Source organism: Staphylococcus pasteuri (genome assembly GCF_003970495.1).
In the GTDB taxonomy this organism is placed as follows: domain Bacteria; phylum Bacillota; class Bacilli; order Staphylococcales; family Staphylococcaceae; genus Staphylococcus; species Staphylococcus pasteuri.
This window is the reverse complement of sequence record NZ_RXWW01000002.1, coordinates 1-22,585: the sequence shown is the minus strand read 5'-3', so window position 1 is coordinate 22,585 and position 22,585 is coordinate 1. Positions and strand designations below refer to the sequence as shown.

At 31.2% G+C, this 22,585-nt stretch carries 24 protein-coding genes; 9 read left to right on the top strand and 15 right to left on the bottom strand.

The genetic code is table 11. The features are described 5' to 3' along the window. Positions 1–109: 109 nt before the first annotated feature. Entirely contained in the window at positions 110–2,281 is a 2,172-nt protein-coding gene (gene lip, locus CD121_RS00150) for a YSIRK-targeted triacylglycerol lipase (protein ID WP_126567221.1), read from the top strand. A 96-nt stretch (positions 2,282–2,377) separates the two neighbouring features. On the opposite strand, the gene CD121_RS00145 is transcribed toward lip, so the two are convergent. The 6 genes from CD121_RS00145 to CD121_RS00115 all read right to left on the bottom strand — a co-directional run bounded on the left by CD121_RS00145 (position 2,378) and on the right by CD121_RS00115 (position 9,396). Next, positions 2,378–2,776: a hypothetical protein gene (locus CD121_RS00145; protein WP_070451693.1), complete on the bottom strand. Its 399-nt coding sequence runs from the start codon at positions 2,774–2,776 to the stop codon at positions 2,378–2,380. 524 nt (positions 2,777–3,300) lie between these two features. Beyond that, positions 3,301–3,618 (bottom strand): hypothetical protein, encoded by a 318-nt coding sequence (locus CD121_RS00140; protein WP_126567220.1) that lies wholly within the window; start codon positions 3,616–3,618, stop codon positions 3,301–3,303. 214 nt (positions 3,619–3,832) lie between these two features. After that, positions 3,833–4,888, bottom strand: a complete 1,056-nt coding sequence (locus CD121_RS00135; protein WP_029056677.1) for a PTS sugar transporter subunit IIC — start codon at positions 4,886–4,888, stop codon at positions 3,833–3,835. A 671-nt stretch (positions 4,889–5,559) separates the two neighbouring features. After that, a complete protein-coding gene (locus CD121_RS00125) occupies positions 5,560–6,537 on the bottom strand; it encodes a LacI family DNA-binding transcriptional regulator (protein ID WP_107999847.1) in 978 nt (325 codons plus the stop codon). Positions 6,538–6,676: 139 nt separating this feature from the next. Next, a complete protein-coding gene (locus tag CD121_RS00120) occupies positions 6,677–8,092 on the bottom strand; it encodes a glycoside hydrolase family 32 protein (protein WP_126567219.1) in 1,416 nt (471 codons plus the stop codon). A 2-nt stretch (positions 8,093–8,094) separates the two neighbouring features. Beyond that, a complete protein-coding gene (locus CD121_RS00115) occupies positions 8,095–9,396 on the bottom strand; it encodes an MFS transporter (protein ID WP_126567218.1) in 1,302 nt (433 codons plus the stop codon). Positions 9,397–9,566: 170 nt separating this feature from the next. On the opposite strand from CD121_RS00115, the gene CD121_RS00110 reads away from it, so the two are divergent. Further along, entirely contained in the window at positions 9,567–10,040 is a 474-nt protein-coding gene (locus tag CD121_RS00110) for a peptide-methionine (S)-S-oxide reductase (protein ID WP_017637820.1), read from the top strand. Between the two features lie 155 nt (positions 10,041–10,195). Next, on the top strand, positions 10,196–10,384 hold the full coding sequence (locus CD121_RS00105; RefSeq protein WP_126567217.1) for a hypothetical protein: 189 nt from the start codon (positions 10,196–10,198) through the stop codon (positions 10,382–10,384). Between the two features lie 105 nt (positions 10,385–10,489). Here the strand turns inward: CD121_RS00105 and CD121_RS00100 are convergent, their stop codons facing one another. The 5 genes from CD121_RS00100 to CD121_RS12305 all read right to left on the bottom strand — a co-directional run bounded on the left by CD121_RS00100 (position 10,490) and on the right by CD121_RS12305 (position 14,211). Further along, entirely contained in the window at positions 10,490–10,900 is a 411-nt protein-coding gene (locus tag CD121_RS00100) for a phosphate-starvation-inducible protein PsiE (RefSeq protein ID WP_126567216.1), read from the bottom strand. A 47-nt stretch (positions 10,901–10,947) separates the two neighbouring features. Further along, a complete protein-coding gene (locus CD121_RS00095; RefSeq protein ID WP_126567215.1) occupies positions 10,948–11,286 on the bottom strand; it encodes a nucleotide pyrophosphohydrolase in 339 nt (112 codons plus the stop codon). After that, on the bottom strand, positions 11,279–13,009 hold the full coding sequence (locus CD121_RS00090; RefSeq protein WP_126567214.1) for a DUF2075 domain-containing protein: 1,731 nt from the start codon (positions 13,007–13,009) through the stop codon (positions 11,279–11,281). Before CD121_RS00090 ends, CD121_RS00095 begins: the two co-directional genes overlap by 8 nt. A 238-nt stretch (positions 13,010–13,247) precedes the next feature. Beyond that, the gene (locus CD121_RS00085; protein ID WP_200271314.1) at positions 13,248–14,012 is read right to left on the bottom strand and encodes a zinc-binding dehydrogenase; all 765 of its coding nucleotides are present in this window, start codon (positions 14,010–14,012) and stop codon (positions 13,248–13,250) included. Next, the gene (locus tag CD121_RS12305) at positions 14,005–14,211 is read right to left on the bottom strand and encodes an alcohol dehydrogenase catalytic domain-containing protein (RefSeq protein ID WP_200271312.1); all 207 of its coding nucleotides are present in this window, start codon (positions 14,209–14,211) and stop codon (positions 14,005–14,007) included. The genes CD121_RS00085 and CD121_RS12305 overlap by 8 nt, the downstream gene beginning before the upstream one ends. Before the next feature lie 379 nt (positions 14,212–14,590). On the opposite strand from CD121_RS12305, the gene CD121_RS00080 reads away from it, so the two are divergent. Further along, the gene (locus CD121_RS00080; protein WP_126567213.1) at positions 14,591–15,166 is read left to right on the top strand and encodes a hypothetical protein; all 576 of its coding nucleotides are present in this window, start codon (positions 14,591–14,593) and stop codon (positions 15,164–15,166) included. 21 nt (positions 15,167–15,187) lie between these two features. After that, complete coding sequence (locus CD121_RS00075; protein ID WP_126567212.1) at positions 15,188–15,640, top strand: hypothetical protein; 453 nt, start codon at positions 15,188–15,190, stop codon at positions 15,638–15,640. A 295-nt stretch (positions 15,641–15,935) separates the two neighbouring features. Here CD121_RS00075 and CD121_RS00070 read toward each other — a convergent pair whose 3' ends face one another. Further along, positions 15,936–16,511: a TetR/AcrR family transcriptional regulator gene (locus tag CD121_RS00070; protein ID WP_126567211.1), complete on the bottom strand. Its 576-nt coding sequence runs from the start codon at positions 16,509–16,511 to the stop codon at positions 15,936–15,938. Positions 16,512–16,536: 25 nt separating this feature from the next. Then, positions 16,537–17,322, bottom strand: coding sequence for an arylamine N-acetyltransferase (locus CD121_RS00065; RefSeq protein WP_070451728.1), 786 nt, complete (start codon positions 17,320–17,322; stop codon positions 16,537–16,539). Between the two features lie 141 nt (positions 17,323–17,463). On the opposite strand from CD121_RS00065, the gene CD121_RS00060 reads away from it, so the two are divergent. Genes CD121_RS00060 through CD121_RS00050 form a run of 3 tightly spaced genes read left to right on the top strand, consistent with a single transcriptional unit; the run spans position 17,464 to position 20,274 of the window. Beyond that, positions 17,464–18,861 (top strand): MDR family MFS transporter, encoded by a 1,398-nt coding sequence (locus CD121_RS00060; RefSeq protein ID WP_126567210.1) that lies wholly within the window; start codon positions 17,464–17,466, stop codon positions 18,859–18,861. A gap of 22 nt (positions 18,862–18,883) precedes the next feature. Then, the gene (locus CD121_RS00055) at positions 18,884–19,255 is read left to right on the top strand and encodes a DoxX family protein (protein WP_108000551.1); all 372 of its coding nucleotides are present in this window, start codon (positions 18,884–18,886) and stop codon (positions 19,253–19,255) included. Positions 19,256–19,308: 53 nt separating this feature from the next. Further along, the gene (locus CD121_RS00050) at positions 19,309–20,274 is read left to right on the top strand and encodes an amidohydrolase family protein (protein WP_126567209.1); all 966 of its coding nucleotides are present in this window, start codon (positions 19,309–19,311) and stop codon (positions 20,272–20,274) included. A 188-nt stretch (positions 20,275–20,462) separates the two neighbouring features. On the opposite strand, the gene CD121_RS00045 is transcribed toward CD121_RS00050, so the two are convergent. Beyond that, the gene (locus tag CD121_RS00045; RefSeq protein ID WP_126567208.1) at positions 20,463–21,344 is read right to left on the bottom strand and encodes a LysR family transcriptional regulator; all 882 of its coding nucleotides are present in this window, start codon (positions 21,342–21,344) and stop codon (positions 20,463–20,465) included. 129 nt (positions 21,345–21,473) lie between these two features. Between CD121_RS00045 and CD121_RS00040 the strand changes: the two genes are divergently transcribed. After that, on the top strand, positions 21,474–22,043 hold the full coding sequence (locus tag CD121_RS00040; RefSeq protein WP_126567207.1) for a LysE family translocator: 570 nt from the start codon (positions 21,474–21,476) through the stop codon (positions 22,041–22,043). A gap of 123 nt (positions 22,044–22,166) precedes the next feature. On the opposite strand, the gene isaB is transcribed toward CD121_RS00040, so the two are convergent. After that, positions 22,167–22,585, bottom strand: a 419-nt coding sequence (isaB, locus tag CD121_RS12170) for an immunodominant staphylococcal antigen IsaB family protein (protein WP_185817731.1), incomplete at its 5' end; no start/stop codon positions are given.

The following is a 22,585-nucleotide window of genomic DNA, read 5'->3' as shown; positions in this document are numbered from 1 at the left end:
AGCTTCATAATTCTTATTTATGATGAAGACATCTCGTGATTGAATTTGATTAACTTTAAATTTGATCACGTTACAGTTTAAAAATTTAGTTAATAGAGGTGCTAAAATCATGACAAATAGAACGCATGCTTATAGTATTCGCAAACTAAGTATTGGTGCATCTTCAATTATGGTCGCAACGATGCTCTTAATAGGTGGCGGTAGTGTTGCACATGCAGATGAAACTAAAAACGAAAATAATAACGCACAAACGACTGCTACAACTCAATCAGATCAGCATTCAGCTCAAACTGAACAAACACAAAATGAGAACTCAAATAATCAAAATAACAAAGCTTCATCTATAGCGAATGAAAATGCGCAAACAACTGAAACTAAAGAAGAACATTTAAATTCACAACAAGAAAATAATAATAGTGATGTTTCACGTGAAAATACAAATACTAAAACACCTAATAATAATGAAGAAAAGACTGCAAAAGAATCAGATGATCAGCAGCAAAAATCAACAAAACAAAATCAAGAATCGACTACTCAAGAAGACTCCCTTCAACCTAAAGACAACCAACAAACTAATGATTCATATGTAGATAATAAACAATCTGACAAACCAAACTCAGAAAAACAACAACCTCATGAGCAATCTAGAACAGACCAACAATCTAACACTAAAGTGGAGAAATCGGATCAAACACCATCATTAGAAAAAGACCAAACTTCTAACGAGCATCAACTATCAGCAACTCAAACTAATGACAGCAAAGATAAACAAGAGGTCCCTAAGACATCCCTGCAAGAAGACTCTGATAAAGATGTGTCGTCAGAGGCTCAGTCACAACAATCATCAAAACAACATATTACAGCTAAAGATGCTTCTGCAGCAGAAGAAAAAACTAATGAAGTGAATAATCAGTCACAAACTAAAAACACTCAATCTCAAAATGATATTAAATTGAGTCAGTTAGATAATAGTAATCAAACGCACAGCAGCCCAACAAATGATAAAGATGATGAATCAAAAGACGGTATTAATACACTTACAAAAAACGCCGTAGCAATACATAACAATAAATCTAAGGATAAAGCTGTACAACCAGCTAAAGACCAAACCAATAAAGTTGCGCCTCAAATTCAATATAAAAATCATGACCCTATTATTCTTGTACATGGCTTTAATGGTTACACTGCCGATAATGGTCCCGGCCTTGATAACAGCAATTATTGGGGTGGCGATCGTCTTAAAATCACTCAAGAAGCGCGTGCTAAAGGTTATAACGTCAGTGAAGCTAGTGTCAGTGCATTAGGCAGCAATTATGATAGAGCTGTTGAACTATACTATTACATTAAAGGTGGCACTGTAGATTACGGCGCTGCACATGCTGCAAAATACGGTCACGAACGTTATGGTAAAACTTATGCAGGTGCTTATAAAGATTGGAAACCTGGACAGAAAATTCACTTAGTTGGTCATAGTATGGGCGGACAAACCGTTAGACTATTAGAAGATATGCTTCGTAATGGAGATCCTGAGGAGGTTGAATACCAGAAGCAACATGGTGGCGATATTTCACCGTTATATAAAGGTGGACAAGATAATATGATTTCTTCAATTACAACGCTTGCAACACCTCATAACGGGACACATGCTTCAGATAAATTAGGCAACGAAGCCATCATTAGACAGGTACTATATGACTATGCCAAAACTCAAGGTGGTAAACATTCCCGCTCTGACCTTGGTTTAAGACAATGGGGATTAAAACAACAGCCTAACGAATCTTATACTGAATACGTGAAACGCGTTAAAAACAGCAAACTTTGGACAACTCAAGACAATGGCTTATATGATTTAACCACTCAAGGTGCACAAGAACTTAATAATAAGACATCTTTAAACCCTAATATTGTATACAAAACATATTCAGGTGAATCTACCGAACCAGATAAAAATGGTATTTATAAACGCGATCGTCATATGAACATTAAGTATCTAACAACAGCAAATGTTATTGGTAAACTAGACGATAAAGCTTGGCGAGAGAATGATGGACTGGTATCAACCATTTCTGCCAAACATCCATTCAACCAAAAATATGTGGATGCTTCAGATCGACCTCAAAAAGGTGTATGGCAAGTGACTCCTGTCAAACATAATTGGGATCACGGTGACTTTGTCGGTACACAAAAAAATGAAAAAGATATCTCAGTAGAAGAACTACAAGGATTCTGGGATAACATTTTAGCGGATACTGTCAAAAGTGAGGAAGTTACAGATAAATAGGATATGTAAACAGGTCTTCCAATTTTCTTTTTAGGAAGACCTGTTTCTTTAACGTTTACAAGTTTAGTAGATTACTTCAATATCATGTTCATAATTTTATTTAATACTACCTATACCTTTTAATTCTTCAGAATAAGGCATTGTTAATTCATTACAACTTATTACTTTTCCATCTTCATTAAATTTAAATTCTGCATACACTTCTATTTTCCCACGATTCCCATTCTTTTTTGTAACGTAAACATTATAACGTAAGAATACAGTATTCTGATTTTCGTCAATTAACATTGTTTCAAATTGTTTAATTGTTAGCTTTGAAACTACTTCTTTTAGTTTCCTAAGATGTTCAGTAAACTCATTAATATCAGAAGTTACGTGGTCAGTAGTTTGAACATACAAAGGTGAAAAATAAGTATTTATCTTATCAATATTCAAATCAATCAAAATATCATTATATAGTGCTTGTATCGTTGTTGATAAATAATCTCTATCCATCACTAAACACAACCTTTATTAATGTTTATTATTTATGTTCTATCTATAAATTTAGACTATCATTAAAAACGAAACTATACAAATGTTAAATTATATTTAAAACAATCTATTAACTTAGTATAATATAATCATAAAACTTAGTGAGCCTATTTGTCATATGTTATCACATACACCTATGAATATTTGTAAGTAAAGTGGGGTGATAAGTATGACAATATTCCTTCAAATTGATTTTTCAATCATTGTAAGCATAATAGGAACGTTCTATGTCATTATAGTAATAAAGACAAAAAAATAGCCCCCGTATTGGAAGTACGGGAGCACCTATTACATAGGCTGTAAGTAAATAACATATACCGAGTTATCCAGCTCAACGAATATGTTTACTAAGTTTTACACCTAGTTGTTGATTCGCCATCAGTGACTAGGTGTTTTTTTATACTTTTATAATACTATATTATAGGATTATAGACAATATTTTTAAAATTAATATATCTTAATGTAGCTAATATCTATAGCACGTTTCAATTACTTTCTTTGATGTCATTATATAATTCTAAAAATTTCTTCCCATCTGCACGTGACACGTAATCAAAGATCCAATTTTCGCCTTCTTTTTCAGTAATAACAATTCTAAATGGATTCAAAGATAAACCAAATTTCACACTTTTAATCTCATCAAAATGAAAGACATTTTTAATTTCAGAACCTTTTAAAAACCCATCCGCTTCAAAGTAAATGGAATCTTTTAATAGACAAAGCGTTCCTGGAATACCTTGAGCTTGAACAATTTTCATTAAACCATGAACTGTATAAACTGGCTGATTTAAATTAATTTCCATGTTATATCTCCCCTAATGTTTGTCATTAATATGGTGAGTCTTTACTTTAAACAGATATGAAGATAAACCCATTTGCATTTTTATTATTCTTAATATGAGTATACCTAAAGCATGTGACTCACTCAAATTTTAATATGATATTTTAGGAATAAAAAAAGCTCCCGTATGATCTATACGAGAGCGTCGATTGAATATTAATGACGTTGTTATTGGACTATTTTGATCTGAAAACAAACACTTCTGAATCGTATAATTTCAAGACTTTTGTAAATAAATAGTTGAAGAATATGGCTGCTACCAATGGGACAATAATATATGTAATAGCAACTATTACCAGTCCACTAGCCATACCTCCGTCTAATAATCCTAATGATTTTATAGGTCCTACTAAACCAATTAAACCAAAACCTGCAGAATTTGGTGCACCTTTAATATTAAACAAACCGCCTATAAGTCCTGATACTGCGGCTGAACATACAATTGGTAAGAATATAATCGGATGTCGTATTGTATTAGGCATCATTAATTTAACCGCACCAAGAAGTACTGTAATAGGAACACCTACTTTGTTTACACGCCATGCTCCAACGGCTAACACAATCGCACAAGTACCAGCGCCAATTGCAGCAGAGCCAGCAGCTAATCCTGATATACCAATTGCGACACCTATTCCTATGGACGATATTGGTGATACTATAAGAATTGAAAAGATCATTGCAATCAATATCGTCATAATAATAGGTTGTGTATTCGTTAAACTATTAACAAAATTACCTATGCCAACCGTAATTAATTTAGTATAAGGTAACAGTAACAAACCAATTAAACCAGCGACACCTGCCCCAACAATAGGTAACACAATCATATTAAAATTTTCTACTCGATCTTTAATCAATAATATAATTCCTACTGCAATAGCAGCTGTAATCATTGTGTTGATTAAATCACCTATACCAGTAATAACCCATTTATTATCTGTAATCGTAGTTGCTCCTGAACCCACAAAGGCTGCTGCACCCACTACAGCAGTTTGTAATTGCCCTAATCCAAATTGTATCGCAATAATGACGCCTGTAAGTATTGGAGTCGTATATTGAATACCTTGAACCACAATAGCTATCTTAGCGAAAATTTCATTATACTGACTTAAATATTTACATAATTCTCCTAAAATCGCATTGGGAATCATTCCTACTATAATTGCTATCGCTAATCCATTTAATACATTAAATAAAAATGTTTTGGGTGTAATTATCTGTTTCTCGCCCATATTTCAAATACCTCATGTAACTTTCATAATTTTTCTTAAATTTAAAATATTCTAAATAATATTCTTTAAAAAAACACTCTCGAGGAGAGGACCGGACAAAAGCGCTTAGGATATCGTTAATTCGTTTTCCAGAGCATAAATACTTTATGTCTCAGCCTCTTATACGAAAGTGTTTTCAAGTTATGATTATGATACCATTATTTTCCATAATAGCATAGTTATTTTATAAGTTTTTAAGCAGTTTGGTGATAGCGTTTTCAATTATAGCGAACATGATAGGTACGTTCTATGTCTCTATAATAATAAAGACAAAAAATAGCTCTCGTACTGGAATACGAGAGCACCTACTACCATGTTAGTGACTAAAACAACACCAAGAGTAGCGTTGGAAAAATGATAGCTAAATTAAAGACATTAATCAAAATACTTACTAGAAAAGTATCTGCTTTGTATATAAAGTGGAATATGGTTGAAGCGAGCAATAAGAGGAAACTCGCAATAAGAAAATATAAACAAATATCTAACCCAAATTGACTTAATCGATTAAAATTAATAACAATCAATATAACTAGAACTAAATAGTTAATGATATTCAGCAAGTTTAATGTTAGTTTCATGTATTTGCTCCTAAACACTTTATTACACCCTTTTAAATAATGATAAATACAAAACTAACTCGTCGAACCTTGCCATAGTTCCACTGGTAATATCGTATGTTGTTCTGTTTCATCATTATTGATACGTTGTTCCAAAGCATGCACAGCTTGTTCTGCAATGCTGTTAATCGGTTGAATGATTGTTGTAAGCTCTGGATGCATATGTCTCATTAATTCCGTACCGTCATATCCTATAATTTTGAGATCTTCAGGTACTCTCTTATTATAAGTTGCAGCCATATTATAAATTTGAATCGCATCTGTATCATTAGACGCAAAAATACCATCAACTTTTGGGTGTTCTTCAAAAATTTGTCTAAACTTTTTAGCTTTTTCATCAAAGCTTAATTCAAAATTAATTGTATATGTTATCGGTGTTAAACCATGTTGTTTCATAGTGTCTTCGTAACCTGATTGTCTCAAATTAGCAGTCGTATTTACATCAACTGGCCCATTAGTATGGATAATATGCTTTGCACCTCTATCAATTAAATGCTGTGTTGCAAGTACTCCACCTTCAAAATTATCTGAGCGAATATCAGGAATATCTTCATTAACTACTCTATCTATCGCCACTATCGAAAGGTTTCTATTATTGTATTGCTCAATACCAATATTATGGGTACCAACAATCAATCCATCTAATTGATTTGATAATAACTGATTAATATAATGTGTTTCCTTTTCACAATCATTCATCGAGTTCCCAATAATTACGATATAGCCCATATCATATAATTTTCTTTCAAGTTCTAATACTAACTCTCCGAAAAATGGGTTTGATACAGTAGGAAACAATAGCCCAACTATATTTGTTTTTTGATTATATAATTGTCTAGCTGCAGAATTTGGTTGATAATTTAAAGTTGTCATCGCTTGATAGACTTTATCTTTAGTTTCATCACTAATATATCCACGATTATTTAATACACGCGAAACGGTCGTTTTCGAAACTTGGGCTAGTTTAGCTACATCTTCCAATTTCGGTTTCATCATTATCTACTCCAATTCATTTAAATACTTATGTATATTATGCACGTTTCATAAACAGAATTCGACAGAAAAATAAGAGTTAAGCACAGGCAATTATTTTTACCAATATGTGCTCAACTCTATTTTAACTTACTTTATGTTAATCAAATTGTATTGCTTGCTGTTCCAATTCATAAACTGAAGTTTCTAAATTAACGACTTCCTCTGAAGAAACCCATACTTCTGGTGCCTCTTCACTGTAATATCTTTCTGTGAAAACCGCTTCTCCATCATTAATAAATATTTCAATAGAACTTGTATCAATATATAGTTGTAAATTTAGATTATCGCTAGATTGAACCGTCGCATATCTATAGTCACCAATATCATTTCTATATAACGTGAATTTTTGACTTTCATCATCATATTTTAAAGATAATAAGTCATTGTGTTGATGTTTTAAATGAATAGTGAAATCTGATGCTGGTATATTTAAATTAACTTCTGCTTGTTTCTTACCTTGTGAAATCATCACAGGTTCAGTGAGAGAGTAACTTTCTTGTTTACCATCATCAATACGTAATGACTTTAACTCTTCAACCGGACGCATGTATAAATGGTCTTCCTTCAAATAAAGTTCACGAGGTAATGTTAATGCGCCAGACCAACCATCTTCTTTTTCAGGCATATTCGCTTCCCACATAGCCATCCACCCAATAAGGATTCTTCTTCCATCAGGTGCTTGCATTGTTTGAGGTGCATAAAAGTCATGTCCATGATCTAACTCTTTAAATTGATTTCTTGTGAATTTATGAGTGTTGTAATCAAAGTCCCCAACAAAGTAGCCATTTTGGTATAGATTTAAGTATTGTTCTTCTTCAGCTTCCATTCCTTGTGGTGAAAATAGAAAGATATGTTTCCCATCAAGTTCAAATAAATCTGGACATTCCCACATATAGCCTTCTGTATGTTGTCCATTTGATTCATCTACAGGGCCGATATATTCCCAAGTATATAAATCATCTGAACGATATAAAATAATTCGACCAAGTTCCTTATCATTCTGGCTTCCGACAATCATGTAATAACGGCCATCATGTTCCCATACCTTTGGATCTCTAAAATGATGTGTATTGTCTTTAGGTGGCGTTGGAATAATCGCATTATGCTCATATTTTTGAAAATGAATACCATCTTCGCTATAAGCCATGTTCTGATTTTGCCAAAAATGATCTGGGTCATCATCATTATAATAATGATGCCCTGTATAAAATAAATATAAGATATCGTCTTTTACAATTCCTGTTCCAGAAAAACAACCATTCTTGTCTTCCGTGTCTCCCGGTTCTAAAGCGATAGGTAATGTTTCCCAATGTACTAAATCTTTACTGCGTGCATGTCCCCAATGCATTGGTCCCCATTCAGGTGCATAAGGATAATATTGATAAAACATATGATAATATCCATCAAAATATGAAAAACCATTTGGGTCATTAATCCAACCGTATTTAGGCATAACATGATAACCTAAACGATATCGTGAATTTGTTACTTCTAATTTATTTTGTTCGTCCATTGTTATACAATCTCCTTCTCTTTATGTAAATCTTTGACAAAAGGATCACCATAAACATATTCATTATCTTTTCTTAATGTAAAGAATGCGAAAATACCTGCTAATAACACAATAGATGATATAACGAAGAACGTTGGTTGATAACCAATATTATCTCGTAAAATACCTAATGGACTAGATAAAACGACTTGTCCAATTTGAGCAGAAACATTATATCCAACCATATAAATTGTCGCTGATAATTTAGTATCAAAGTGTAAAGTGATATATCTAAAAATTGGTAATACAAATAATGGTACTTCTAATGCATGGAACATTTTAATAAAGGAAACACTCACTGGTCCACTTGCTATACCACATAATCCGATACGTAAAAACATCACCGTTACACCTAGTAGTAATGTTTTTCTGACACCGATTTTCATCATAATAACGGGAACAACTGCCATCATAATACTTTCGAAAAATACTTGTACAGAATTGAGTGTGCCATACGTTTGTTGACCCATACTTACTGTTGGGAATAATTTAGTATAAAAATCTGGGAACATTTGTTGATCAAATATTGTATAGAATGACCAAGAGAACATAATGAAAATAATAATAACCCATAAATCTTTTACTTTAAGTAGTGAAATGATTTTATTGAATGAAGGTACTGCCTCGCTATCGCCTTCTTCAATATGTTCATTGATTTTGACCTCTTTTTTAGATTTCCAGAAAATCAAAATCAATAATAGTATGAAACCTATAACAGAACCTAACCAAAAATTAAGATGAGGATTTTTCACAAAAGTAAATCCAGCTACAAGTGCCATAACCGCATATCCAAATGAGCCCCATGCACGCGCTTGACCATAATTAAAGTTAAACATACGACTGAATCTTTCACCGACCGCTTCAAATGCACCAACTGCAGCTAAAAATCCACATGAAAGGAAGAACGCACCAATAGGAACTCCTATCCAAAAATGACTTTGTATTAATGGTGCATAAACCCAAATAAAGAAAGGATCAACTAATGTTGAAAATAATGCACAGAAAATAAGTAACCCTCGTTTGATAACTAACTTATCTTGAATAACGCCATAGAAAAACATCAATATCAACGTTACGAAAGAATTGGCTGAATAAATGATACCTACTTTTCCACCATTTAGTCCTAAACCATTACTATCTGATGTTAACCATATTTGGAAAAATGACCACCAAATACTCCAAGACGCAAAGAAAAGCATTATCATAACTGAACTTTGTAAATAATATCTATTTTTGAATGGTGCTGTTAGACGGTTTATATTCATACTATATCTCCTTTATATTAAGAAATCGCTTTATTTAATATGAATTGTAAACGCTTTCTCTTAATGTGTCAACCGGATGACATATAACATAAATTTGTTCATTTGAATTATCTTCCATTATTCGTTACAGTTTAATTGAGAATTATTTTCAATTAAAAGGAGTGGATATGATGGAAACAGTTTATTTAGCTGGCGGTTGTTTATATGGTGTGGAAGCTTATATTAGAACACTTCCTGGTGTTATCGATACGACAAGTGGTAGAGCGAATGGAATTACCGATACTTTAGACGGCGAGTATGATGGTTATGTAGAAGCTGTTAAGACAGAATTCGATCCTGAACAAGTATCAGTGACTGACTTAATGGGATACCTTTTTGAAATTATTGATCCATATAGTCTTCATCAACAAGGACAAGACATTGGTTTGAAATATAGAACAGGCTTATATAGTGAAGATCCAAAACATTTAAAAGAGGCACAAGCGTTTATTGACGCCATCGAAGACCATCATCTTATAGCGACGGAAGTCTTACCACTGACTAATTATGTAAAAAGTGCCGACATGCATCAAAACAGACTAGAACGCTATCCAGATGACTACTGTCACCTACCAAAATCATTGGTATATAAATATAAAAAATAGTGGTTGATTAGATTGGGTGAGTTCAAAAATCGTGGTTGAGGAGTTTAGAAAATCTTAATTAGATATTAAAAATGGTTGGCTATGCAGAGTCGCAAAACCAACCATTTTGTTTGAGTTTATTGTATTTTCCATCATTTTTGAAAAGGAAAGATAATGTGAAAAGAAAGAAGAGAAAACATATTTATCTCACACTTATGTTTGTAGATTTAATAACTGTTCTTATTGTTAGTGCTTTAACTGATATTCCTTACAGTATTGAAAAATATTTCGGCATATTATTTACAATATTACTTACGCTTTATTGCTTAGTACCTAGTGACAAAAAAGATAATAATAATCATTGAAATCTAGGGGTTCATCAAATTTCAGTATCTTATAATTTCTAAATAAAAAAGAGGGAGCTGTGCTTTCACACAAACTTCCCTCTAAAGTAAACTCTGTATTTTAATCTAATCGATGGTAAATTTTCTTAAACAATACAATGAAATGGTCAAAATAAATATACTTGCGACTAATAAAATAGTCTCAGTAGCATCACTATGTTCTACAATAATGATTCTCACAATTGCAGTGATACCAATATAAATAAAGTATTGTAATGAAAAATGATAATTATGTTTGAAATATTGAATAATCAATAAGATAAACTCAATATACATAAATGACACTAATAAATCTTCGATAACTTGACTATATTTCAAATCTTTATCTTGTAAAAATAGATTGTTAAAGAAACCAAAACATTCGGTAAATAAAAATATAACTAAAGTTATAGCTATGATAGCGATACAAATATTAACTGCTAATAACAATGAATTTGAAAATCGCTCACTTATCTTATCTGGTGTGAATTTTTTCATCTGTTCTCCTTAATGTTGTTAATTCTGTTTATAAATAAATTTAAATTTTATAATTCATTATATTTAGAATTGTTATCTTTACTTTTTTCTAATGGGTACTTTTCAGCATTTTTCACTAGTTTCTTGCGAATAATATCATTAATATCAAAATCTAAGTTATCCGCTAACATATAACTATAAATTAAAACATCAGCTAGTTCTTCTGCTAATCTTTCTTGCTTATTTTCTACTACTTCTTCAGATGACTTCCACTGGAATAATTCGAGTAATTCAGCAGCCTCTAAGCTAATAGATAATGATAAATCTTTTTCATTATGGAATTGTCTCCAATTACGAGCATCTCTAAATTGGTTGATTTCTTTTAATATTTCTTTAGTTTCATCCATTATTTTCACCCTTTGCGGCTTTTTTAAGTGCTTCTCTTAATTGATCATCTACTGCATAAATATATAATCCATTAACACCACGAGTTAATAAGACATTTAATTCATTTTTTAAAAGCATATCTGAGAAGTACTGTTTTGACCCATCTTCTAATGTTCTTCTTCGAGTTGCCTTTTTATTAGCACTACTGCTTTCATCAAAGATGATTTTACCATCTCGATATTTAACAGAAGGTCCTATTACAACCCCAGCATAGTTTAAATCTAAACCTTGAATAGTATATGTAGATCCTATTTCATCAATTGTTTGTTGTTGTTCAACCCATGGTAACTTAGATTGGCTTCTTTGAGCTTTTAATTGATAATTCCATGGCATAGACCAGTTTCCAATTTTAACTCGCCAAAAATCCTCATCTTCAGGAGGCTTATTATTGTATTTCCAATCGAAAGTAGCAAGCATTCTTGAAATACCACTATCTGTGTGTTGTGCTTTATTTCTAATAGCATTTTCCAAATCAACTGGCGTATCAAAAATTTTAATTTCATACCCTTTTTTATCTTTAGGTATAGTGTTAATTGTTTGATTATCTACTAAATTTCTAATCCATTTAACTGTGGAATCATCACTATTAATACGCATTTGATTTTTTAAAGTTACAAGATTATTTTTACTTTTTGTAACATCAAAATATTCGTTTAGTTTGTCTGCTTCCCAAATTTGTTCAGTCGTTAATACTTGTTTCAAGTCAAAAACGATTACTTCAACTTTAGCTCTTGCTAATAAATCATCTAGATGATTTTTACCTTGATAACTTTGTTTACCTTGAGTTAAAAGTAAATGTGCCTCGTCTACAATAACAACATCTACCTTTTCATCTGGTGAATGCTTATTAATAAAACTCGTTGGCTTACCAACTATTTTATTGTTTTTGTTAGATATACCTAATTTAGATGCTATTTGATTATATATTGAAACATGCTCATTTTGATTTACTAGAAGATGGATATCTAGATTTTTATCTAAATCCAAATGATATTTTCCTAATTCATATAGTAGTGTACTCATTAAAACAGTTTTTCCAGATCCCGCTTCACCTTCAACAATGATCAATTGTCCATCTTCGTCTAAAAGTATTGATTCTTTAATTTTAGTTAAGATTTCTTCTTTCGCATTAATTTGTTCTTGAGTTAATTTATGGAAAGGAGACGCTTTGAATATAGCTGAATCCTTAATAATACTTTCGATAGGAAATAGAGATTTATTTTCTTTATTTAAAGATTTCCAAATCTCGGAGAAAATTTCGTCTAGCATGTCAGACGTATAATATTCATTTTGTTGATTAGTTCTACTATTATGAACCCTAGTAATATTATCAACGCTTAATAAATACTGCATTAATCTATTTTCAATATCGAGTGTTAACGATTTATTAAATAACTCATGACCAATCACATACATTGATGATTGATTTGATTCAGAAAATTCTTCCCAAAAGGTTTTTACCTTTGTATCAGCATTAAGATGTTGTCTGGTTCTATTTCTAATATCTGCCGTTTCTCCCACATAGACTTCAAAATTGTTTTCACGCTTTTTATCATTAATTATGTATACAGTTGGATACCTTAATAAATATCTTCCATCTGCTGAAGAATTCCATTTTTGTACTGAACTATCCAAATTCTCCAATGAATATTTAATATTTTCTATTTTTAACAAGTTTCCCATCATATCACCTATTGAATTATCATCTATTAATCTCTATTTTATCAATTTTGTGATACTTTTATATAGTTTTTTGATATTTATTACCTTTAATGTTTTAAACTATTATTTACTAAACTTTGACCTTATTTCAAACTCCATTATTTTCCTCCCAAAAATTCATCCATTTAACCACAAAAAGCAGGTGACTTATATCATTAGCCACCTGCTTTGTTATTACTATTCTTTTTTTAGCTCATCCCTACTCAAATTCATTTAACACAATAACTTTGCCGAAGCTATTTGTGCTTTCTAAATAGTCGTGTGCTTTATTGACTTCATCGAGTTTGAATATTTTTTCTGGTTTAACAATAATATTATTGGTTTCTATATAATCAAAGAGTTCTTTTATCTTTACTTCATCAACATTTTCTGAAACAAAGCTTGTTAGGTAACTATTTTTCTTAATATCAAAGATAGGATCAAATTCTTCTAAGTACCACTTACCTCCAAGTATTCCTGTATCACAAAGGATTCCGCCCTCTTTAAGATGTTTAAAACTATCTTTAATGGTAACTGTACCAACCAATTCTAACACTTTATCATATTCAGAACTTGTATCTAGTTCATTTTCTTTATCTTCGATTACTTCATCAAATCCTACTTCTATAAGCAATGACTTCTTACTCATATCCCGTGTGCTACCACTTACTGTAACATCTTTATATTTAGCTTTAATTAGATTAAGAAAAGCTACGCCTACACCACTAGTTGCACCTCTTACTAGCACTTTATCATTATGTTCAATTTTTAAATTTTTCATTGAACCGAATGCCGTATAGTATGTTTCAGGAATAGTAGCTAGCGTCTCCCACGATAAATTAGTATCTATAGGATAAATTTGTTCATTAGGTAATAGTGTATATTGCGCATAACTACCATCAAAGTCACGTCCCATTTCCCCCATTATAGAAACGACTGTTTGATTTTTAGGTAGTCTCTCAGGATCTGTTGATTCTTCAATCACCCCCTACACATTCAATTCCTAATATTCTCGGGAATTGTACAGAAGGTGAAAAGCCTTGTCTCGTGAAAATTTCTGAACGATTAATACCAAATCCCTTTATTTTCACTAGAGACCAGCCTTCTTTGACGACAGGTGTTTCAACATCTTGATATTTTAATTGTTCTGAATCACCAGGATTATATATGACAACTGCTTTCATGTGCTTTCTCCTCCTTTATTTTTGTTGGAAGAACTTCATTTCTTTTTTCCCATTCTATACTAAATTGATACCTTTGTTAAAAGAATATTCTCTTAAGTACTGAATTCCATAAATTGCAGTTTGATTTAACTTTCACTTTAAATAACTAAAACATTTTAAACCACTACCTTTTTCAAAAACAAAAACATAGCGTTGCTACTTAATATAAATTATACAAATAATTAAAAATCATAAATTAATTCAATAATATAGTAGATATAATTATTAAAGTTTGGTAATCTTAAGTTCACTAACCACTGTTTTAAATATTAATATGCCAATTTATATAATTGAAACAATACACAGGTATTTTCAAATAAGAAAAAGAGGAAAATTAAATATGAAAAAAATCATTCAAATATTAACGATTATTGCACTCATTTTGATGATAGGAATAGCAGCAATATTCGGCTATAGTAGCGTTAAAAATTTAACTGCAAGCAACAATCAAAAAGCTACAGAAACAGCTAAAAAAGAGAGTGAAGATAAAGATTCAAAATCAAATGATACTACTACAGATAAGAGTAGCCAACAAGATTATTCCAACAATACGAATCAAAGTAATACACAAAATAGCTCACAAAATAATACAAATGAACAAGCAAACACTACAAATGAAGAAGATCCTAATAACCTTCTCAGATTTGATAAAAATGGGGATGGCTTGATTTCTACATCTGAATTAACTCCTGAAGCACAAAAACTAGCAGACGAAGGTAAATTCCAACCTGTTTCCGATAGAATGGCCCAAGAATGGACTAAAGATAAAAATAATGAAGATAATTCAAACAGCTCTAATCCTAAAACGATTAATGGTAGACCTGCTGGAGATGCTGGTAATGAAGTGAATATGTCAGCTAAAAATGCAAATGTTGATAGCGAAAATACAGAAGATGAAGATGACAGTGAAAATTAATTAAAACGGAGAATATAAAGAATGAAAAATGTAATTATTGCTTTATCAATATTGTTTGTATTAGTCGCATTAGGTTCAGGAATACTATTTGGTTACAGTCAACTTAAAAACAGTGTGTTAGCTTCAAGTGAGAATAAACAAACACAAGATAGTAAAACAAAAGATAATCAAAAATCTGAGACAACTAATGATGACAACCAAACTAGTAATAATAGTAGTCAAAATAATTCCACTAATGAAGCAATACAAAATAATAATGAGCAACAACCAGCTAATAATCAAAGTAATAAAAGTAATACAACTTCTAATAATTCAAATATCGATAACATGTCTGACGAGGAATTAATGAACTATTACACTCAAAATATGGATGATGATAATAAAAAAGTCGTCGAGGGAAGATTTGAATATCAAAAAGGTAACGAGTATGCAAATTATGTTAGAAATCAGCTAAAAAACAACCAGAATCAATAAATACTGAAGAAAAAAATAAAACTAATTGTGCAAAAAGCAGGATAGCTTTTAGAAAATGTATTTTCAACTAAAAATATAATTGAGAATTTAATTAACAACCTATTCGAGTATGATTGATTTTTAACTCATAATTAATGACTTTATCACATAAAACCTCTTACAAGCCGTCACATCAACGGTTCACAAGAGGTTTTTATTTGTTAACAAGATATCATTTTTTCTAGAGTTCAAACGTTAATTATCTAATAAAAGTCCTTAAAGATATTTATGTCAATCCTTCTATATTGAAATCTATTTATATCTGAAACAAGTCTAATAGTTTTGTTAAGAATTGATCTTTAGATAGTTGTTGATTATGTTTTACAAAGTAATAGAAGTCGGATGAAAAGGAATTAAGCATTAAATTAAGTCTGAAATCTAAGTCGTCTGTGTACATGTCTTCTTCGAATTGTTCACTTAATAAATTTTTAAGTCGCTCAAAGAATGGAATATTAATAATCGAATTAAAGTGCTCGCTGGATTTTTCCATGAAATTTAATGTTGTGAAGTTAGCTTCTTTTAACTCTAAATACTTTGATAGTATGATATAGATTTTATCTCGCACAGACCATTGTTCATTTTTCGATAAAATGTCTTCGATTTCTATAAACATTTGATCGACCTTTTTATCCATAATGGCCTGACATAACAATGATTTACTTTCAAAATGACGGTATAATGTACCTACGCCAACACCTGATAGTTTAGCAATATCTGACATTTTTTTAGTGCTTATATCTTCTCCCTGTTCAAGCAAGTCTTCCATTGTTGTTAGGATCATCTGTTGGTTATATTCGGCATCACTACGTTTTTTTCGCTGATTTCTTTCCATAATAACCCTTCTTTTAAAGTTATTTTTAACTTTCTAATCTATCAATTTTAACATCCAAATTAAATTCTTCTTTTAAAAATTGTCTATAATTCTCAGATGTTACGTCATATTTTTCTTTCTTTTGTTGTTTAGTTAAAGTTAAATTATCTTGTGACATTGTAGCACGTCCGTATGACTTAGGCATTGTGACTAATAAACGTTTCACAAAGGTAGAATTAGGATTCGTTTGGTTATATTCAATATTGTAATCAAAATCATGAATATGACGAGGTGTTAATTCCGCTTCATATTGTGTATCCCAGTCATCTTCTTTCCATTTTTGTATATAAAATAAGTTATCGTTGACGTAAATCGCACGAAAATCTCCATTAATATCATGAATAATTGTACTATTATCTTCTTGAGTAATTGGCATTACACTTAATGGCAAATCACCAAATCCCACATCTGAAACATAATCAACGCCATCAATAGGTACTATTAAAGACATATGAGAACCTTTTAAACTTCTGCCACCACCAGGGGTATGAATCGTTGCGGAAACCATATTTACAGTAAATCCTTTATGTTCTAAATACGCTTTAAAGAAATTATTCATCTCATAACAAAAGCCACCACGTTGATGATTAACTACTTTGTTATAAATATCTTCTACTTCTACAGAAATCTTTACTCCATTTTGAACGTCTATATTTTCAAACGGAACAGTTAACATATATTGTTTTAAATAATAATTGAGTGCATCTAAACTAGGCGTATTATATTTTGTATTATCAATATTTAAATATTGTTCTAAACCTTCAAAATTCATTTAAATTACCTCTTTCATTTCTATATGTTCATTTTATTAGATACATAATATCATACCCTCGAATCATTAAATTGACAAACGGAACGCATTCCGTATAAAATAAGTGATAGTAGGTTCCACTTAAAAGCGGGGTGTCAAAATTTGGGAAATGAATATGGTTTTAATATAGATTTGAAGCAACGGAACCGTGTGATAGCTGTCGTAATGATAGGTGCTTTTGTTGGTGTGCTGAATCAAACATTGATGACGACAATACTTCCAGAAATAATGAAAGATTTTGCGATATCAAGTAGTACAGCACAATGGCTCACAACAATTTTTATGCTTGTCAATGGGATTATGATTCCTATCACAGCTTTTTTAATTGAACGTTTTACATTACGTGCTTTATTTTTTAGTGCAACGTGTTTTTTAATTATTGGTTCATTTATATGTATGTTGGGAATTAATTTTCCAATGTTATTAGTAGGACGTAGTATCCAAGCTTTAGGTGCTGGTATGCTGATGCCACTTACACAGACTTTACTTTTCATCATGTTTCCACCTGAAAAACGTGGAATGGCAATGGGAATGTTTGGTCTTGTGATAGGTTTTGCACCCGCAATTGGACCTACTGCAGCTGGTTGGTTCGTCAATATATTCGATTGGCGTTACCTGTTCCTAGTTGTCTTGTTGATAGGTATTATTGATTTTATATTCGGATATCTATCATTAGAGAATATAACAGAACTAAGTAAGCCAACTTTAGACAAACTATCAGTTATTATGTCGACGATCGGCTTTGGCGGCTTATTATATGGCTTTAGTACAGCCGGAAACTTAGGATGGTCACATCCTATGGTTTATATCACTATTATTGTTGCGATAATAGTACTAACCGCATTTATTTTCCGACAATTAAAACTGGAATCACCATTATTAGAGTTTAGAGTGTTTAAATATAATGACTTTTCAGTAGCAATGGTCTTAATTGTACTCATGTTCATGTTATTTATAGGGAATCTAACCATTTTACCGATTTATATGCAAACGATGATGAAATGGTCACCATTAGAATCAGGACTTATTTTATTGCCTGGCGGGTTGATTATGGGATTGTTATCACCTGTAACTGGTAATTTATATGATAAAATTGGCGGCCGTATATTGAGTATCATTGGGATGTTAACCATTATGATTGGCGCATTATTCATGGCTCAATTTAGTGAAAATACAACACCATTATATGTGATTATTTCATTTTCAATTGTCATGTTAGGTAATGCTATGATTATGACGCCTATGACAACTCAAGCTTTGAATGCTTTACCACGTCAATATATTGCTCATGGTACTGCAATGAATAATACGATTAGACAAGTTTCAGCTGCAATAGGTACTGGCATTTTAGTCACATTGATGACTGGACTAGGTAAAACATCATCATTGAGTGGTATTCAAGGCCTTATTCATGGCCTAGATATTACATTTTATGTTGTTGCGTTGATTGCCTTAATAGGTACTATCATTGCATTTTTTGTTAAAAAACAAGGAAATTAATATTATATTGGGGGATTTTTAAATGTTATTAAGACATGTTATTAACGCATATGTAGGTAGTGAAATTTTTAAAAGTAGTCTACCAAAAGTAAAAAACAGTGATGAAATGGCTCAACAATTCGAACAAGGCTTTGGTTTATCACGTAGATCTATGAGATTAGCAGGCGCTTTCGAAATGATTGGATCACTTCTTTTATTTACTTCTATTTTCGGTAAATTAGGTAAGAAATTAGTAGCTGTTGGTACGATTATGATTAACATTGTTATGGGTACAGCAATTTATAACCACTACAAAGCTGGTCATGGTCATAAAGGCGCTCAAGCTGCTTCTAAATTTTTCTTCTTAAATGTATTAAGTTTACTGGAAGTGTTAAGCTTATCTCGTAATAAATAAGATGAATGTTAATGATTAGAATATGAACAACAATTTTTAATGGAGGGGAAATTATGACTGAAACAAAAGCGATTGATACACACGCACATTTATGGAATGAAGATTATTTAGATAAACTTGGTAAATTAGGCAGTCAAGGTACTGAGGTTGCTAAAGGTATTAATCAATCTGCCTCTAAAGAAGATTTAGACAAACGTTTCAAAATGATGGACGATGCAGGCGTAGACTTACAAATTATTTCTGCAACGCCACAATCTCCACAATGGGGTACTAAAGAAGAAGCTCATCAAAGTGCTCAAGAAATCAACGAATTATATGAAGGACTAGTTCAACAATATCCAGATCGTTTCTTAGCATATGGTGCTGTCTCACTTCCTTATGTCGATCAAGCTATTGAAGAGGCACAAGCGCTTTTGAAAAAGGACGAGTTTGTGGGCATTGCTATTCCAACTATCGTGAAAGATAAAGTATCTGTAGCTGACAAACAATTTGAACCTTTCTTTGCAGCAATGAATGAGTTAAATGCTACGATTTATATTCATCCAACAGGTTGTGGTGCTCAAAGTCCGTTAGTCAATGACTATCAATTAGAATGGGTTATTGGCGCACCATTAGAGTCTACATTTATTACCTTACAATTGATTAAAAATGAAATTCCACAGAAATATCCAAATATTAAATTCCATATTTCACATTTAGGTGGCGCATTACCATTCTTTATGACTCGTATTAAAGATAATTATGAAGACTGGAATGCTTTTAATATTGATCCTTATGAAGTATTAAATCGTCAATTTTGGTACGATACAGCTAACTTCCATGAACCTTCATTGATTAGCTCTATTGAAACATTTGGTAAAGATAAATTTATGATGGGGTCAGACTTCCCTTACTTCCAAGATGAGAAATATACTCGCGGCGTAGACTATATTAAAAATAGTGATATCGACCCTGATACCATTGATGGTATTTTAAGAGGTAATGCCATTGAATTTTATCAATTAGGTAAGCATTCATAAGACATTGCTTGAAGATTTAATCGTAACTATAAGCATCGTTTTATATTCTATGAAATGATAAAGAAAACCCCTTTTGATTGGTCGTCCATGATTCTATGAGACAACTTTCAAAAGGGATTTTTATTGTACTTTAGTGATTAATTTAGCTTTTTATGAAACATTTTGTTTGAACCGAAAATGGAAATTTCTTACTTACTACTGAAAAAATTTGTTACCTCTTCAATCATTAGTTGATTAATATCTTTGTTCCATGGATATGACTTTGTAAGTATATATGAGCCTAACTTTTCTACAGAAAATGGAGTCTCAATTACTTTAAGTTGTCCAGATTCAATCTCTTTTTTAACAGTACGATAAGGTAAAAATGAAAAACCAATATTATCTAGTAACAACGATTTGATAACCCCTATACTCCATAATTCAGTTGTTTTTATAATATCTAGTTGATGATTTTGAATGATTTGTTCAAACATATTTCTATATACAGACCCTTTTTCATTAATGACAAAATGATTGTATTGACGGTGTTGTAACAATTCATCAAAGTGATCTGGTGCTTCTTGATGTGCCACGACAACAATGTCTTCCTCACAAATCAAAGTAGAATTCAATTTATGATGATTTACACCATCATTCAATACAAAAGCAATATCTACTTCGTCCTCAAGTAACTTCTCTTGATTCATACTGCAACTGTTATTCTGAAGATTAATATCTATATTAGGATAGTTATGAATCATGTTTTTAATGACTTCACTCAATCCCGTAATCATTAATGATTCTGGTGCAGCTATTCTGACTTTACGGACTGTATTATTATGTGATGATATTTGTTTGATTTGTTGTTCCGCATCATAAATTTGATTAATCATCGGTAAGATTTCTTTAAGAAATGGTGTTGGAAGTAGTTGTTTGTGTCGATAATCAAACAGCTTTTGATTTAAGTTTTTCTCTAGAAGTTGTACTTGCTGAGTCACATTTGATTGTGTGTAATTAAGCCTGCGGGCAGTCTTGGTATAACTACCTGTTTCTATTAATGTTTTAATTATTTTTACTTGTCTCAATTCCATGGTCGATTCACCTTTATATATTAGTAGGATTAATTTCAATATTATTATCATTAATTTCAATATTATTATCATTAATTTCACTTATATTAATATCCTTACTATAATAACATAGAAAGGTAGGCGAATAACGTGTTATCGTTTTTAATATATGTCTTTGTTACTTCTATCACCCCAGGTCCAAGTAATTTATTTATGATGAATACTACAAGAATATATGGTTTACGTGGTGGCAAATCGTTCATTACAGGTATTCTTACAGGATTTGCCTTTTTAGGGTTAGCTTCTTATATTGTCATCCTTTTATTTAGTAAATGGATTGTTTATATTGAAACACCCCTAAAATATTTAGGATTTGCTTACTTGATTTATCTATCCTTTAAAATATTAACTTCAACTAAAAGTAAAGCACCTTCTAAAGCCTACCAAAGCTTTAAAAGCGGTTTTGTGCTTCAAGTACTTAATATGAAATCTCTATTATTTTTTATTACTTTAATGGGTGCTTTTATTATCCCGTCAGTTACTGGCTCAATATGGATTTTGATCTATTTAATCATTAGCGTATTGATTGGTTGGGCGTGTCTCTTAGTTTGGGCATTTGCGGGTAGCATGCTTAACGAATGGTTAAATCAACATCAAACTGCTTTTAATATCGTCATGTCTTTATTACTTTTATATTCAGCTATTTCTATATTTATTTAGAGGAAAATTAAAAGGCTTGTTTCCTAAACAATATAGGAAACAAACCTTTGAAATAGTGTATTTAAATAAAGTTGAACTTTGGGGTCCAGTACAAATACTTAGTATCTATTTTTATTTTAAAAATTATGCGTTATATTTACCAATCATGACTTTTTCAATATATTTGCCATTGTAATTAAAGCTAATTTGTTGTCCATTCACATTATAAATAAGACCATTGTGTGTTTTATCTTCTTTTAATTTATATCGAGCATATGCTTTTTTAACATCAGATACTTTCAATGATTTGTTTGTAACTGAGAATGAAGCAGAAACTGGTTTTTTGTTAATGTATTCGAACTGTTGATCATATTTCTTTTTATAAGTTAATGAACTACCACTTTTGAAGTTTTGAGCTTTAGCGTTTACTTTAATACTATTCATTGTTACATTATTATGTTTCAATGCATTAATAAACGCTTTTTCAGTTACAAATTTTGCGTTGTAACCTGCATTACCATTGTAAGTGTAATGAGGAGTAGTTGCTGCATGTGTTACTGGAG